Raw genomic sequence first — 14,243 nt, 5'->3', positions numbered from 1 at the left:
TGCGGGGTCTCAGCTGTTGTCGTACACGCGGACGTAGTCGACCTTCATCTCCTGCGGCAGCACGGTGCTGCCGTCGGGGTAGCCCGGCCACTGACCGCCGACCGCGAGGTTGAGGATGAGGAAGTAGGGCTTGTCGAAGACCCACGCGTTGGCGCCGACACGGTCGCGGGTGACCTCGTGGAAGACGTTGCCGTCGACCGACCACGTGATGCGGCCCGGGCTCCAGTCCACCGCGAACGTGTGGAAGGTGTCGGCGAAGGACCAGCCCTGCGGGTGCATGTAGCTGCCGGTGATGCCGCCACCGCCGGAGTAGCCGGGTCCGTGGACGGTGCCGTGCACGATGTGCGGCTCGTAGCCGACGTTCTCCATGATGTCGATCTCGCCCGACTGCGGCCAGTCCGTGCCCGGGAAGTCGGCGCCGAGCATCCAGAACGCCGGCCAGATGCCCTGGCCCCGCGGGATCTGGATGCGCGCCTCGACCCGGCCGTACTGGATCTCGACCTTGTCGTTGCTCTGGAGTCGGGCCGAGGTGTAGCCGTCGCCCTCGCGGCGCGCGGTGATGACGAGGTTGCCGTTGCCGTCGAGCGCGGAGTTGGCGCGCGAGTCGGTGTAGGTCTGCAGCTCGCCGTTGCCCCAGCCCCCGCCGCCGAGGTCGTAGTTCCACACGGAGGTGTCCGGACCGGCGCCGGCCGGGCCGTCGAACTCCTGCTGGAAGACGATGTCGCCCGGCGCGAACGACTCGCGGTCGGGCGCCGACACCGAGGGTGGCGCGACGGCCAGGGTGGTGAGGACCGACGCGGTCAGGGCGACGGCGAGGGGTGCTGCGTGCTTGCGCGACAGAGGCCACATGGGCATGCATCTCCTACGGTCTCGGGCCGGGACCCCGAGTGGCCCGGCTCCGTGCCTCGACACTAGGACGAGTCACCCGCGCGGCACCACGACGGATTAGTCCGGGCTCCTCATCAACCCCGGCGGCACGACCGGCCTCAGGCGTCGGTGAGCTGACGCACGGGGATGCGGACGGTCAGGTCGTCGGTGCCCATGCGGATCCGTCCGCGCAGCCCGCTGCCCATCACCAGCGGCAGCACCGCCGGGTTGTCGGCAGCCGTGCGTACGACGACCTCGCCGACCCCTGCGGCACGCGCGGCTCGCGTCGTCTCGAGGAGCAGGCGCGAGGCGATGCCGCGCCGCCGCCACGCGGGCTGCACCTCGAGCTCGAGGGCCCATGCGTCGTCGTCCGCGAGTGTCCAGCTCGCCGAGCCCACGACGGCTCCGCCGACCGTGGCGTGGACTGCGTCCTCACCCACCTCGAAGGTGGGTGCCTCGGAGGTCGGCGAGTCCGGGTCGGGGGCCGACCGCTGCGCGGCGGCGGCGAGGACGTCGGTGACCAGCTCGGCGAGCGCCGTCCCGCGCGCGTGCTCGGCGGCGGTGAAGGGCGCGGTCCGTCGCACCTGGACCAGCACGTCGCCGATCTCGAGGTCCATGCCCTCGGTGAGCGACGCGGCGTCGGGACCGACCGGGTCGGCCTCGGCGTCGAAGAGCTGGGCGACCACGTCGGGGAAGACCGCGGGGTCGGTGAGGATGCTCCGCGCCGCGAGCACGTAGCGGGTGGGCTGGTCGGCCAGCGCGGCTTCGGTGCACGGCAGCACGCTGACGCGGGTGCCGCCCGCGCGCTCGACGAGGTCGGCCAGGTCGGCGAGCTCGCAGTCCTCCGGTGTCTGGAGGACGAGCTCGTCGGTGACGCGGTCGACGCCGGGGAAGACGTGCAGGCCGAGGATGTTCACGCCGGCGGCGCCGCAGGCCGCGGCCAGCTCCGCCAGGGCTCCGGGCCGGTCCGCCAAGGTCGTCCGCACTCTCCACAACATGTCGCCCATCGTGCCCCCACGATGTTTCGGCGGCTAGTGCGTGGCGTAACGCGTGGGTGACACCGGCGCGCCGAACGCCGACGGCCCGCCCCGTGCCCCGCCGGTGGGCGGGGTGCGGAGCGGGCCGTCGTGCAGCCTGCGTCAGGCAGGCGGAGCCGATCGAGCCAGACGGTCAGTGACCGTGGCCGTGCCCGTGACCGCCACCGGCGGCGGGCTCCTCCTCCTCGGGCTTGTCCACGACCAGCGTCTCGGTCGTGAGCAGCATCGCGGCGATGGAGGTCGCGTTGACGAGAGCCGAGCGGGTGACCTTGACCGGGTCGAGGACGCCCTGGGCGACCAGGTCGCCGTACTCGCCGGTCGCGGCGTTGTAGCCGTTGCCGACGCCGAGCTCGCGGACCTTGGCGGTCACGACGTAGCCGTTCTCGCCACCGTTCTCGGCGATCCAGCGCAGCGGCTCGTCGGCCGCCTTGCGGACCACGCGGACGCCCGCAGCCTCGTCGCCGGTCAGGCCGAGGTTGTCCTCGAGCACCGACACGGCGTGGATGATCGCGGAGCCACCGCCGGCGACGATGCCCTCCTCGATCGCGGCGCGCGTCGCGGAGACGGCGTCCTCGATGCGGTGCTTCTTCTCCTTCAGCTCCACCTCGGTGGCGGCGCCGACCTTGATCACGCAGACACCGCCGGCGAGCTTGGCGAGGCGCTCCTGGAGCTTCTCGCGGTCCCAGTCGGAGTCGGTGTTCTCGATCTCGGCCTTGATCTGGTTGACGCGGCCCTCGACGGCCGAGCTGTCGCCCGCGCCCTCGACGATCGTGGTGTTGTCCTTGGTGATGACCACGCGACGCGCCTGGCCCAGCACCTCGAGGCCCACCTGGTCGAGCTTGAGGCCGACCTCGGGGGCGACGACCTGGCCGCCGGTCAGGATCGCGAGGTCCTGCATCATCGCCTTGCGGCGGTCACCGAAGGCCGGGCTCTTGACCGCGGCGACGTTGAAGGTGCCGCGGATCTTGTTGACGACGAGGGTCGAGAGCGCCTCACCCTCGACGTCCTCGGCGAGGATGAAGAGCGGCTTGCCGGTCGCGATGACCTTCTCCAGGACCGGGAGGAGCTCCTGGATCGAGGAGATCTTGCCCTGGTGGAGAAGGATGTAGGGGTCGTCGAGGACGGCCTCCATCGACTCCGGGTCGCTCACGAAGTAGGCCGAGATGTAGCCCTTGTCGAACTGCATGCCCTCGGTGAACTCGAGCTCGGTGCCCATGGTGTTGGACTCCTCGACCGTGATCACGCCGTCCTTGCCGACCTTGTCGAAGGCCTCGGCGAGCAGGTCGCCGATGTGGCTGTCGCGGCTGGAGATCGTGGCGACGGACGCCATGTCCTCGCGGGACTCGACCTCGCGGGCGGCCTCGCGCAGGGCGTCGCCCACGGCCTCGGCCGCTGCGTCCATGCCGCGCTTGAGGCCCATCGGGTTGGCGCCGGCCGCGACGGCGCGCAGGCCCTCGTGCACCATGGCCTGGGCCAGGACGGTGGCGGTGGTGGTGCCGTCACCGGCGACGTCGTTGGTCTTGGTGGCCACCTCCTTGGTGAGCTGGGCACCGAGGTTCTCGAACGGGTCGTCGAGCTCGATCTCGCGGGCGACGGTCACCCCGTCGTTGGTGATGGTGGGGGCGCCCCACTTCTTGTCGAGGACGACGTAGCGGCCCTTGGGGCCGAGCGTCACCTTGACGGCGTTGGCGAGGGCGTCGACGCCGCGCTCGAGCGCGCGGCGGGCGTTCTCGTCGAACTCCAGGATCTTGGGCATCGAAGTGCTCCTAGGAAAAGTGCTGCGTGAAAGGGATTCGCCCGGACGTCATGGCCGGTGGTTGCCGGAGCTACCGACGGCCATGACGTTCCGGGCGAAGAGGATCAGGAAACGACCGCGAGGATGTCGCGGGCGGAGAGGATCAGGTACTCCTCGCCGGAGTACTTCACCTCGGTGCCGCCGTACTTGCTGTAGATGACCTTGTCACCCACCGAGACGTCGAGCGGGACGCGGTTGCCGTTGTCGTCGATGCGACCGGGGCCGATCGCCACGACCTCGCCCTCCTGGGGCTTCTCCTTGGCGGTGTCCGGGATGACCAGGCCGGAGGCCGTGGTCTGCTCGGCTTCGACCGCCTGGACGACGATGCGGTCCTCGAGGGGCTTGATGTTGACCGACACTTCGGATCAACCTCCACTTTCTCTGCACGAGATTCTTCAGGAGCCGGTCAGGTCGACCGGGTCTCCCAGGACGTGGGCTCGTGGTCCGGGCGGCACGCCGTCGCGGGGGTCGTGCCAGGCTCACGAGCATTGGCATTCTCAGGGTGAGAGTGCCAGAACAGACGCTAGCACTCTGCCCGATCGAGTGCCAGACCGAGGGCGTCTCGGCGGCCCTGACAAGATGCCCGGGTGGAGATCGAGACGCTGGAGTGGCTGCGCACCCCCGACGGTGGTCGCCTGCTGGTCCACGCCGCCCAGGCCTGGGCCGACCACCCGGGTGACCCGGTCCGGGTCGCGAGCGTCGTACGCCGCCTCGAGCCCGACGCCGAGAAGGCGGCCGCGGCCACCACGCAGACGCGGCTGCGGGACAAGGCGGTGACCAAGTTCGGCGACGCCGCGCAGCTGATGTTCTTCACCCCCGACGCGCTCGAGCAGGCCACCCGCACCCGGGTCGCCGATCACCGGGCGGCCCGGCTGGCCGCCGCGATCCCGGGCGGCAGCGTGGTCGACCTCGGGTGCGGCATCGGCGGCGACCTCCTCGCCTTCGCCCGCGCGGGCCTCCTGGCCGCCGGCATCGACCAGGACCCCGTGCGGGTCGCGATGGCAGCAGCCAACCTCGAGGCCCTCGGCCTGGCCGGCGCCGTGCAGGTCGGCGACGCCACGACGATCGAGGTGAAGGGCTTCGGAGCGGCGTTCGCCGACCCCGCCCGCCGTGGCGGTCGCGGCCGGGTGTTCGACGTCGACGGCTGGACGCCGCCCTGGCCGTGGGTCCTCGACCTCCTGTCAGGACGGTCGCTGGTCAAGGTGGCGCCCGGCATCGGGCACGACCTCGTGCCCCCCGGCGTCGAGGCCGAGTGGGTCAGCGACGGCGGCGACGTCAAGGAGGCCGTGCTCTGGTCGCCTGCCCTGTCGACCACCGAGCGCCGGGCCACGGTGATCGGCGACGGCGGGCTGGCCACCCTGACCGAGGACGACGACCCGGGCGCCGACGTGCGTCCGGTCGGTCCCTACCTCTACGAGCCCGACGGCGCCGTGATCCGCGCCGGGCTCGTCACCGCGGTCGCCGCCGGCGTCGGGGGCGGGCTCGTCGACGAGCACATCGCCTACGTGACCGCCGACGGTGCCTTCCGCACGCCGTTCGCGCGCGGCTACCGCGTCGTCGAGGAGCTCCCCTACCGCGAGAAGCAGCTCCGGGCCGCCCTGCACGAGCGCGGGATCGGTCGGCTCACGATCAAGAAGCGAGGGGTCCAGGTGGTGCCGGAGGAGCTGCGCAAGCGACTCGCGCTCAAGGGCGACGAGGAGGCGACGCTCGTGATGACGAGGGTCGCCGGGCAGGGCACGGCGCTGCTGGTCGAGCCGTTCTGAGGCCTGCCGGCGGCCGACCCCCGGTCAGCATCCGTCGCGCGCCACCCCGGGGACCTTGACCGGCAGCCGACCGGGTGCCGGGGCGTTGCCGAGCAGCACCTCGACGAGCACCCGCATGGCGCCGGGGGTGTCGCCGTAGGTCGCGATGCGGGTGGGGGCGGACACCTGGCCGAGGACCCACGGACTGTCCGTCGCCACGGCGACCGCCCCGTCGACAGGAGCTTCGTGGAAGCCGGTGAACCCGACCGGGGTACCGGCCGCCAGACGAGCGTCCTCGCGGGTGATCCACGCCTCGAGGCGCCGCTCGCGCCTTCCTTCCGCCGCCTGCCACGCCATGACCCGCTTGCGGTACTTCTTCCTGCGCTCCTTCGGGCGACGGTCCGGCCGGGGCACGGCCTCGGCCAGCGACGCGGGCGGCGACCGGCGCAGCAGGACCGCGAGCCCGGCCTGCTCGGCGGCCGCGGCGAAGGTGCTCACCGCGCCCGAGTCGCCGTAGGCGTGCACAGCATCGCCGACGAGCCGGCCGGAGCAGGCGCCGTCGGTGACGGTGATCGCGGCGGCCGACAGGGCGCGTGAGGCATCCGCGGCCGAGCCGACCGGGCGCCCCTTCGCGCGCGCGAGGTGGACGAGCAGGGCGATCTGTCGCGCGGCGGACTGCTCCAGGCGGCGCCGCGGGAGGTCACCGGCCCGGACGGCCTCGACGAGCGCGGCTCGGGCCGCGGCCGGCGACGGCGGCATCAGCAGCACGTCGGCACCGGCGCGCATCGCCTGCACGGCCACCCGGCCGGGTGGGCGTCCCTGGGTCACGCCGGTCATGGCCAGCGAGTCGGTCACGACGAGGCCGTCGAACCCGAGCTCGTCACGCAGCAGCCCCGTGACCACCTTGCGCGACAGCGAGGACGGCACCCGCGGGTCCACGGCACGTACGTCGATGTGGCCGACCATGACGGCGGGCAACCCGGCCGCCACGGCGCTGCCGAACGGGACCAGGTCGCTCGCCTGCAGCTCCTCGAGCGACTTCTGCTGCACGGGCAGCGTGAGGTGGCTGTCGGCGGGCACCGAGCCGTGCCCGGGGAAGTGCTTGAGGACCGGCAGCACGCCGGATTCGGAGAACCCGGCGGCCGCGGCGACGACGTGCTCGGCCACCACCGACGAGCGCGACGACGCCGACCGCGAGCCGATCGTCGGGTCGCCCGGGCCGGAGGTGACGTCGGCATCGGGTGCGAAGTCGGCCGTGAAGCCCAGCCCGCGCAGCTCGCTCGCGCCGGCGGCGTACGCCCGCTGCGTCAGCGCCGGGTCGCCTGCCGCCCCGGCGCTCAAGAAGGTGGGGAACCGCGTGGCCACGCGCCGCAGGCGCTCGACGACACCGCCCTCCTGGTCGACGCCGATGAAGAGTGGGTAGGGCCGGCGGACCTGTCGCTTCAGCGCGGTGGTGACCCCCGTGATCTGCTCGGCCGACGCGACGTTGGAGTCGAACGCGATCACCCCGCCCAGGTGCAGGTCGCGCACGAGGTCCACCGGCGCGGAGGTTCCGCTCCAGTCGGCGACGATGACCTGCCCGGCGAGGTCGGGCAGTCGCATCCGGCCGACGATCCGGGCCGCCCGGTCCAGCTCGGCGCGGTCGGGGCCCCAGCCCTCGGTCAGCCCGAGGGCCTCCGACGGCGTCGGCGGAGCTGTCGGCGTGCTGGTGGCAGCAGCGCTCTCGGCCTTCGACCGACCGTCGCGCTCGTCGTCACCGCTGCCCGTGCACGCGCCGAGCGTGGCGACCAGGGCGAGGGTCGCCAGCAGTGCCGTCGGTCGCGAACGCATCAGGTCATGGTGGCACGACGGGTGGCTCCCCCGGCCGGGGCGGAGCGGAACTCCCTCGTCGCGACCCCGGCCGACGGGGTTCACTGGACGCGTGCGCACCACCGTGCTCGTCGAGGGTCGCAGCGACGAGGTGGCGCTGCGAGCGCTGGCCCGGGCGTGGGGCCGGTCGCTGGCCGACGAGGACGTCGACGTGCTGCCGATGGGCGGCATCACCCACATCCGCGCGGTCGCGACGCGGCTGCACGTGTCCGGCCACCGGCTCGCCGGGCTGTACGACGCGCCCGAGGTGGGGTTCGTGCGTCGCGGTCTCACGGCCGCGGGCGTGCTCGAGGCCGAGGACGCCGAGCTCGAGCCGTGCGGCTTCTTCTGCTGCGAGCGCGACCTCGAGGACGAGCTCCGGCGTGCGCTCGGCACCGCGCGCGTCGAGCAGGTCATCGAGGCGGCCGGCGAGACCCGCTCGCTGGAGATGCTGGCGCAGATGCCCGCACAGGCCGGCTGGACCCGAGAGGACCTGCTGGCACGCTTCATGACCTCCAGGAGCGGCCGCAAGGAGCGCTACGCGCGCCTCCTCGTCGAGGCGATGCCCCGAGGGAGCGAGCCGGCGCCGCTGCGTGCACTGCTCGCCCACCTCGGGGTGCGACCGATCACCTGACCGGCCGGGTCAGACGTTGGCCCGCTCGGCCCCGATCGTCGTGTCGGGTCCGTGGCCGGTGTGCACCACGGTCTCGTCGGGCAGGTCGAAGAGCCGGCGACGGATCGAGTCCGCGATGACGTCGGCGTCGGAGAAGGACCGACCGGTCGCGCCCGGCCCGCCCTCGAAGAGGGTGTCGCCGGTGAACACGCAGCCCAGGTCGTGGACGTAGAGGCAGACCGCGCCCGGCGCGTGGCCGGGCGTGTGGATCACCTGCACCGCCGCGCCGCCGATCGTGAGCGTCATGCCGTCGGAGAGGTCGACGTCCCACAGCTCGGCCCCCGGCTCGTCACCGCCGTGGGTGAGCTCCCACAGAGGCCGGTCGTCCGGGTGCAGCAGGATCGGAGCGCCCGTCGCGACCCGCAGCGCCGGCGCGACCCGCACGTGGTCGTCGTGCGCGTGGGTGCACACGATCGCCTTCACCGCCCGGCCGCCGACGAGCTCGAGGATCGCGTCGACGTCGTGCGGTGCATCGATGACCAGGCACTGCTCGTCGTCGCCGATCACCCACACGTTGTTGTCGACCTGGTGGGTCTCACCGTCGAGGCTGAAGGTGCCCGAGACCACGGCGTGGTCCACGCGCGCGGTCATCAGAGCACCACGACCGAGCGCAGCACGTCGCCGCCGTGCATCTTGTCGAAGGCGGCCTCGACGTCGCCGATGCCGATCTCCTCGGTGACGAACGCGTCCAGGTCGAGCCGCCCCTGCTGGTAGAGGTCGACCAGCATCGGGAAGTCGCGCGACGGCAGGCAGTCGCCGTACCAGCTCGACTTCAACGAACCACCGCGGCCGAAGACGTCGATCAGCGGGATGTCGGGCACCTTCATCTCCGGGGTCGGCACCCCGACCAGGACCACCGTGCCGGCCAGGTCGCGGGCGTAGAACGCCTGCTTCCACGTCTCCGGCCGACCGACCGCGTCGATGACGACGTCGGCGCCGCCCTCGTGTCCGGTGTCGTCCGCGGGCGGGGTCAGCCCACGGATCGCCTCGACGGCGTCCACGTCCTTGGAGTTCACCGTGTGCGTCGCACCCAGCTTGCGGGCGTTCTCGAGCTTGCGCTCGTCGATGTCGACGGCGATGATCCGCGCGGCACCCGCCAGCGCGGCGCCGGCGATGGCGGCGGCGCCGACACCCCCGCAGCCGATGACGGCGACCGTCGAGCCGCGGGTGACGTTGCCGGTGTTGATGGCCGCACCGAGCCCGGCCATCACGCCGCAGCCGAGCAGTCCCACCGCGGCCGCACGCGCAGCCGGGTCGACCTTGGTGCACTGTCCGGACGCCACCAGGGTCTTCTCCGCGAAGGCACCGATCCCCAGGGCGGGCGAGAGCTCCGTGCCGTCCTCGAGGGTCATCTTCTGCGTCGCGTTGTGGGTGGCGAAGCAGTACTGCGGCTCACCACGGTTGCAGGCGCGGCAGCTGCCGCACACCGCACGCCAGTTCAGCACCACGAAGTCGCCCGGCGCGACGTCCGTGACGTCCGGCCCGACGCTCTCCACGACACCGGCGGCCTCGTGACCCAGCAGGAAGGGGAAGTCGTCGTTGATGCCTCCCTCGCGGTAGTGCAGGTCGGTGTGGCACACCCCGCAGGCCTGCACCTTCACCACGGCCTCCCCCGGTCCGGGATCGGGGACGTTGATGGTGGTGAGCTGCACCGGCTCGCCCTTCGCGAGCGCGACCACGGCCTTGACCTGCTGCATGTGTTCCTCCTGCACGACGGGGCCCGGGTCGGCGTCCGACCGGGAGTGCCACGAGCCTCCCAAACAGATGCAACCTGCGTCGACCCGGCCGCGTCCTCACCCCGACACGCAGGCCCCAAGCCGCTGACAAGTGCCCCGCAACGAAGGAGGAGGTGAATGCTGTCCATGACACTCGTCGACGGATCGGGACCGAGGAACCACGACATGGGTACGACGCAGTCGCGCGCCGACAGGGACGCCGACTTCTCGGCCTACATGTCCGCCCGCCAGCCGGCCCTCTACCGCACGGCGTACCTCCTGGCGGGCGACCACGCCGGCGCCGAGGACCTGCTGCAGAACGCGTTCGCCAAGCTCTACCTGTCGTGGGACAGGATCCGCGACCCCCAGGCGCTGGACGGCTACGTCCGCCGGGTGATGGTCAACGAGAACAACTCCCTGTGGCGTCGCGCGTGGAAGCGTCGCGAGCACGCCACCGACCCCACCTCGGGCACCTTGCCCGAGACCTCGACGCACGACGACTACGACGACGGCACGGGCGGCGCCCTCTGGTCGTTCGTCCAGACCCTCTCCCCCAAGCAGCGTGCCGTCATCGTGCTGCGCTACTACGAGCAGCTGAGCGAGGCCGAGATCGCCGACGTGCTCGGCATCTCCCCCGGCACGGTGAAGTCCCAGGCCAGCCGTGCCCTCGCCGCCCTGCGCGCCCGCGCACCCCACTCCCTCGATCCACGCGGGCCCGGGGCCCGCGAGTCCGGAGACACGCGATGAACACGACTCCCCTCGAGGACCAGGTCCACGACGCGCTGCACCGCGAGGCCGAGCAGCTCCAGCGTGCACCCCTCACGGTCGTCGACGTCCGCACCCGCGCCCGCCGCATCCAGCGCCGTCGCGCCGTCGCCGTCGGCGCCGCCGTCGCCGCGGTCCTGGCGATCGCCGTCCCGGTCGGCCTGTCCATGACAGGACCGGCCCAGCGCAGCGAGATCATGCCGGCGCCCTCACCGCCGGCGCCGGTCGTCACCGGCACTGTGCGGGTCGACCCGCGCAGTGCCCCGGTCGACGGCGGTCCGGCGGTCGCGATGGTCAACATCGACGAGGGCACGCTCCTGCGCAACGGCGAGACCTTCCGGTTGCCCGAGGTCTACGACTCGATCACCCCCTACCGCAACGGATGGCTCGCCACGGTCAACGTCGAGGGTGAGCAGACGGTGCAGGTCCTCGACTCGGAGTTCCGCCCGCTCGACGGCGACCGCCGCCCGACCACCGGGCTCACCGTGTCAGCCGACGAGTCCCGCATCGCCTGGGCGGAGTACGACGGTGTCCGCTGGGTCGTGGTCGACCGAGCCGCCGACGGCAGCCGCGAGGACCGCCGCACCGAGCTGCCACCCAGCTCGGAGGAGGCATCGGTCACCACCGTCGGGTTCGTCTCCGACACCGAGGTGCTCGCCAGCAGGACCGATCCTTCCGACTACTCCCTGTCCACCTTCGTGGCCGACGGATCCGGGTCCGCCGACCTCCCCGGGATCCTCCGGCCCTGGGCCGCCTCCTCCGCGACAGGGGCGGTGGCCGGCGTCACGCGGGTCAAGGGCGACGGGTCGTCGTGCTCAGCAGTCGTGGACGCCCTCGCAGGCACGCGCCAGCCACTCTGGAGCACCTGCGAGCACACGCTCGTCTCGTTCAGCCCGGACGGTGCCCGAGTCGTGGGCTTCTCGAGCTACCTCGACGCCAACGGCTCGGCCACCCTCACGCTCCTCGACGCCGCCACCGGCGAGGAGGTCATCGACTTCGACCTCATCGGTCCGCTCGACGGCATCACCGGCATCCACGAGGTCGCTTGGGAGGATGACGACTCGATGCTCGCGACACTCGTCAGTGGCCAGACCCAGTACGTCGTACGACTCGGGCTGGACGGGACCGTCGAGCGCATCGATGTCGACCTCTCGGGCGTCGACCCCACGCTGGTGCCGATCAAGTTCGCGACCAGCCAGGCAGGCACCTAGTCCAGGTCGGTCTTGAAGGTGAGCAGCACGCGGTCCATGACGCCCTGCATCTCGTCGTCGGTCAGCGGCTCGGGAACGCCGTCGAGGTTGTGCCGCATGATGACGAGCCACGCGGAGTCGAGGAACATCACGCCGTAGGTGTGCGTCCGGAGCTGCGGGTCTGTGGTCTCGTCGATCACGTGCCACGCGCTGTACTTGCCGCCGACCACAGCGTCCTCCTGGCGGACCTGCACCTTCGGACCGTCGTGGTCGCGGATCCACTCCTTCGCGAAGGCGTCGAGCGACGCGGCGTCGGTGAGCGCGGGCGCGAGCGTGAGACCGCTCTGACCGTCACGGTAGCCCTGGACGATCCCGAAGTCGCTGTTGCGCGTGTAGGTCGACAGCCCGCGCATCCTCGCGCCGGGCACCTTGACCAGCGGACCGTCGGCCGGCTCCACGACGGTGCTGGTCGCGGTCGGCGTCGGGGACGGCGTGGGTGTCGGTGACGAGGAGGACGTGTCCGCACCCGATGGCTCGTCCGAGGACTGGCACCCGGTCGCCGCCAGCAGCGCGAGGACGCTGACGGACGCGGCCAGCCAGCGCCGGTGGCCCACCCGAGCAGTCATGACGGAACCCTACCCATCGGCGAAGATGCCACGTGGTCCAGATCTCCCCCATAAAGTGGTTTCGGTCTCGGCGACCACGGGGAAAGGACTCCACATGCTGCCGTTGGAAGACCGGGAACTGCTCAACCAGACCATGGTGGGGCTCAACATCGACCCCGACACGATCTCCTCGCTGATGGCCTCTTTCGACAAGGCCGCCGAGGGCGTGGAGTCCAACCCGATCATGCCCGTCCAGAGTGCGTCGTTCGGCGAGTCCTACACCGGGGGCTACCGCCTCGGCACCAACACCGAGATGGCGCACCAGGCCGTGGCCGACGAGCTGAAGAAGGTCGCCGCCGGCCTGCGTGGCATGGGCGAGTCGGTCGAGGCCTTCCGCAACGACATGGAGACCACCACCGAGCAGACGCAGGCCACGATGGTGCTCATCCAGTCCTCGACCGACTGCGTGGCCGCACCCGACTTCACCTCGACCTCCAGCCAGTGCACGCTGCCCACCGAGGAGGGCTGAGACCGTGACCAAGGGACCCGCCCGCCAGATCCTCGACACCTACCTCGACTCCGCGTCCGAGGGCACGATCAAGAACGCCGGCCAAGCCTGGAAGGACAAGGCCGCCGACCTGCGCACGCTGGGCGACGCGCTCAGGAGCGCCGCCGGCCAGGCCGAGCTCCGCATCGGCGAGCAGACACTCACCGGGCCTGCACTCCGCGCCGGGATGGAGGCGTCGTCCGCCTCGATGATCACCAAGTCCGAGCAGCTCGACGCCGCCGGCGAGGCGCTCCGCCAGGTCGGACAGCACCTCGAGGACACCCGCACCACCCGCGACAACATGGCGGACCTCGGCGAGAAGCCGCCCACCTACCAGGCCCCGCCCGGCACCCCGGGCGTGGAGCCCACACCGGAGGAGCTGAAGGCGCAGGCCGATGCCTCGCAGGCCCGCACCGACGAGCGCAACGCCTGGCAGACCGCCTACGACAAGCAGGAGGCCAAGGCGCGGGCCCTCACCAAGGAGATGGATGCCGCGTTCCTCGGTGCGATCCCCCCGATGAAGGAGATCCACGGCGAGAAGGACCCGACCGAGCCGCCGCCCAAGGTGCCCTCCGGCCCGCAGGGTCCGCTGCTGCCGGGCACCCAGGCCCCGCCGTCGCCCTCGGGCGGCAACGGCAACGGCGGTCCGGTCACCAGCCAGGTCGTGTCGAACGGCACGATCGTGGACCAGACGCCCACGACGACGACCACGACCACCACGACCACGACGACTCCGCCCACGACGATCTCGCCGACCCTCACTCATCCGCCGACCACCCACCCGACCCCCGACCACCCCCCGACCACCCACCCGACCGTCTCGACGCCGACCACCTCCGTCAGTGGGAGCGAGCAGGGGGGCGTGGCCTACAACCCCACTGCCGGCACCGGCGCCACGTCGGCCCCGGCCGCCACTGCCGGCGGGGCCGGTGGCGGGGCCGGCGGAGCCGCTGCCGGTGCGTTCGGTGCTGCTGGCGCGGGCATGGCGGGCGGCGTCCGTCCTGGTGCGGTGTCCGGAGGCTCGAGGAGCGCGAGCCCGGCCCGGCCCATCGGCGCCACCACCCGTGCCGGCAGCGCCGGGGCGCTGTCGCGGCCCTCGGGTGCTGCCTCCGGATCCGCTGCTGTCCGCAGCGCTGGCACCGCCGGTAGCCCCACGTCACGCGGAGCGGCGGGATCGGCCGCTGGTCGCGGCACTGGCTCGGCCGGGGCGCGAGGCTCGGCCGGTGGCCGCGGTGCGGCCACCGGATCGCAGGCCGGCTCCCGTTCGGGGGGTCGTGGGTCGAGCGGCGCACGCAGCGCCGGGGCCGGCGGCCAGGGCGGTCGTGGCGGGCGCAAGGGTGAGCGCGACAGGACCGACGAGCGCGACAAGCTGGTCTACGACCAGGACTGGCTCGGCGACGACGAGGTCGCTCCCGGAGTGCTCGACTGAGACCACACCTCAGGTGAGGTGTTCTCGAGG

Annotated in this window: 14 protein-coding genes; 6 read left to right on the top strand and 8 right to left on the bottom strand. The window is 72.2% G+C overall.

All coding sequences use genetic code 11. The annotated features are described in order from the left end of the window. Nucleotides 1-9 precede the first annotated feature (9 nt). From IEZ25_RS05585 to groES, 4 genes are all read right to left on the bottom strand, one after another. The gene (locus tag IEZ25_RS05585) at nucleotides 10-855 is read right to left on the bottom strand and encodes a glycoside hydrolase family 16 protein (protein WP_224748501.1); all 846 of its coding nucleotides are present in this window, start codon (nucleotides 853-855) and stop codon (nucleotides 10-12) included. A gap of 131 nt (nucleotides 856-986) precedes the next feature. Then, a complete protein-coding gene (locus IEZ25_RS05580) occupies nucleotides 987-1,865 on the bottom strand; it encodes a GNAT family N-acetyltransferase (protein ID WP_224748500.1) in 879 nt (292 codons plus the stop codon). 172 nt (nucleotides 1,866-2,037) lie between these two features. Beyond that, nucleotides 2,038-3,660, bottom strand: a complete 1,623-nt coding sequence (gene groL / locus IEZ25_RS05575; protein ID WP_191198409.1) for a chaperonin GroEL — start codon at nucleotides 3,658-3,660, stop codon at nucleotides 2,038-2,040. Between the two features lie 104 nt (nucleotides 3,661-3,764). After that, nucleotides 3,765-4,058, bottom strand: a complete 294-nt coding sequence (gene groES / locus IEZ25_RS05570; RefSeq protein WP_191198408.1) for a co-chaperone GroES — start codon at nucleotides 4,056-4,058, stop codon at nucleotides 3,765-3,767. A gap of 228 nt (nucleotides 4,059-4,286) precedes the next feature. Between groES and IEZ25_RS05565 the strand changes: the two genes are divergently transcribed. After that, nucleotides 4,287-5,462 (top strand): class I SAM-dependent methyltransferase, encoded by a 1,176-nt coding sequence (locus IEZ25_RS05565; protein ID WP_191198407.1) that lies wholly within the window; start codon nucleotides 4,287-4,289, stop codon nucleotides 5,460-5,462. Nucleotides 5,463-5,486: 24 nt separating this feature from the next. On the opposite strand, the gene IEZ25_RS05560 is transcribed toward IEZ25_RS05565, so the two are convergent. Beyond that, nucleotides 5,487-7,271 carry a glycoside hydrolase family 3 protein gene (locus tag IEZ25_RS05560; RefSeq protein ID WP_191198406.1) on the bottom strand — a complete coding sequence of 595 codons (1,785 nt, stop codon included), beginning with the start codon at nucleotides 7,269-7,271 and terminating at the stop codon, nucleotides 5,487-5,489. 91 nt (nucleotides 7,272-7,362) lie between these two features. On the opposite strand from IEZ25_RS05560, the gene IEZ25_RS05555 reads away from it, so the two are divergent. Then, nucleotides 7,363-7,923 (top strand): TOPRIM nucleotidyl transferase/hydrolase domain-containing protein, encoded by a 561-nt coding sequence (locus IEZ25_RS05555; protein ID WP_191198405.1) that lies wholly within the window; start codon nucleotides 7,363-7,365, stop codon nucleotides 7,921-7,923. Between the two features lie 9 nt (nucleotides 7,924-7,932). Here IEZ25_RS05555 and IEZ25_RS05550 read toward each other — a convergent pair whose 3' ends face one another. Together IEZ25_RS05550 and IEZ25_RS05545 are read right to left on the bottom strand one after the other, a co-directional pair. Beyond that, nucleotides 7,933-8,553 carry an MBL fold metallo-hydrolase gene (locus IEZ25_RS05550; RefSeq protein ID WP_191198404.1) on the bottom strand — a complete coding sequence of 207 codons (621 nt, stop codon included), beginning with the start codon at nucleotides 8,551-8,553 and terminating at the stop codon, nucleotides 7,933-7,935. After that, on the bottom strand, nucleotides 8,553-9,659 hold the full coding sequence (locus IEZ25_RS05545; RefSeq protein WP_191198403.1) for an S-(hydroxymethyl)mycothiol dehydrogenase: 1,107 nt from the start codon (nucleotides 9,657-9,659) through the stop codon (nucleotides 8,553-8,555). The genes IEZ25_RS05550 and IEZ25_RS05545 overlap by 1 nt, the downstream gene beginning before the upstream one ends. Nucleotides 9,660-9,863: 204 nt before the next feature. Here IEZ25_RS05545 and IEZ25_RS05540 point away from each other — a divergent pair, with 204 nt between their 5' ends. Together IEZ25_RS05540 and IEZ25_RS05535 are read left to right on the top strand one after the other, a co-directional pair. Then, nucleotides 9,864-10,424: a SigE family RNA polymerase sigma factor gene (locus IEZ25_RS05540; RefSeq protein ID WP_191198402.1), complete on the top strand. Its 561-nt coding sequence runs from the start codon at nucleotides 9,864-9,866 to the stop codon at nucleotides 10,422-10,424. After that, nucleotides 10,421-11,653 carry a hypothetical protein gene (locus tag IEZ25_RS05535; protein WP_191198401.1) on the top strand — a complete coding sequence of 411 codons (1,233 nt, stop codon included), beginning with the start codon at nucleotides 10,421-10,423 and terminating at the stop codon, nucleotides 11,651-11,653. Before IEZ25_RS05540 ends, IEZ25_RS05535 begins: the two co-directional genes overlap by 4 nt. Here the strand turns inward: IEZ25_RS05535 and IEZ25_RS05530 are convergent. After that, nucleotides 11,650-12,258 carry a hypothetical protein gene (locus IEZ25_RS05530; protein WP_191198400.1) on the bottom strand — a complete coding sequence of 203 codons (609 nt, stop codon included), beginning with the start codon at nucleotides 12,256-12,258 and terminating at the stop codon, nucleotides 11,650-11,652. The two genes, IEZ25_RS05535 and IEZ25_RS05530, sit on opposite strands and share 4 nt — an antisense overlap. Nucleotides 12,259-12,352: 94 nt before the next feature. Between IEZ25_RS05530 and IEZ25_RS05525 the strand changes: the two genes are divergently transcribed. Together IEZ25_RS05525 and IEZ25_RS05520 are read left to right on the top strand one after the other, a co-directional pair. Continuing rightward, entirely contained in the window at nucleotides 12,353-12,766 is a 414-nt protein-coding gene (locus IEZ25_RS05525) for a hypothetical protein (RefSeq protein ID WP_191198399.1), read from the top strand. A 4-nt stretch (nucleotides 12,767-12,770) separates the two neighbouring features. Further along, the gene (locus IEZ25_RS05520) at nucleotides 12,771-14,213 is read left to right on the top strand and encodes a hypothetical protein (protein ID WP_191198398.1); all 1,443 of its coding nucleotides are present in this window, start codon (nucleotides 12,771-12,773) and stop codon (nucleotides 14,211-14,213) included. The last annotated feature ends 30 nt before the right edge of the window (nucleotides 14,214-14,243 follow it).

The sequence above is a fragment of the Nocardioides hwasunensis genome, assembly GCF_014779665.1.
Classification (GTDB): domain Bacteria; phylum Actinomycetota; class Actinomycetes; order Propionibacteriales; family Nocardioidaceae; genus Nocardioides; species Nocardioides hwasunensis.
This window is presented reverse-complemented; position numbering and strand designations above follow the sequence as displayed.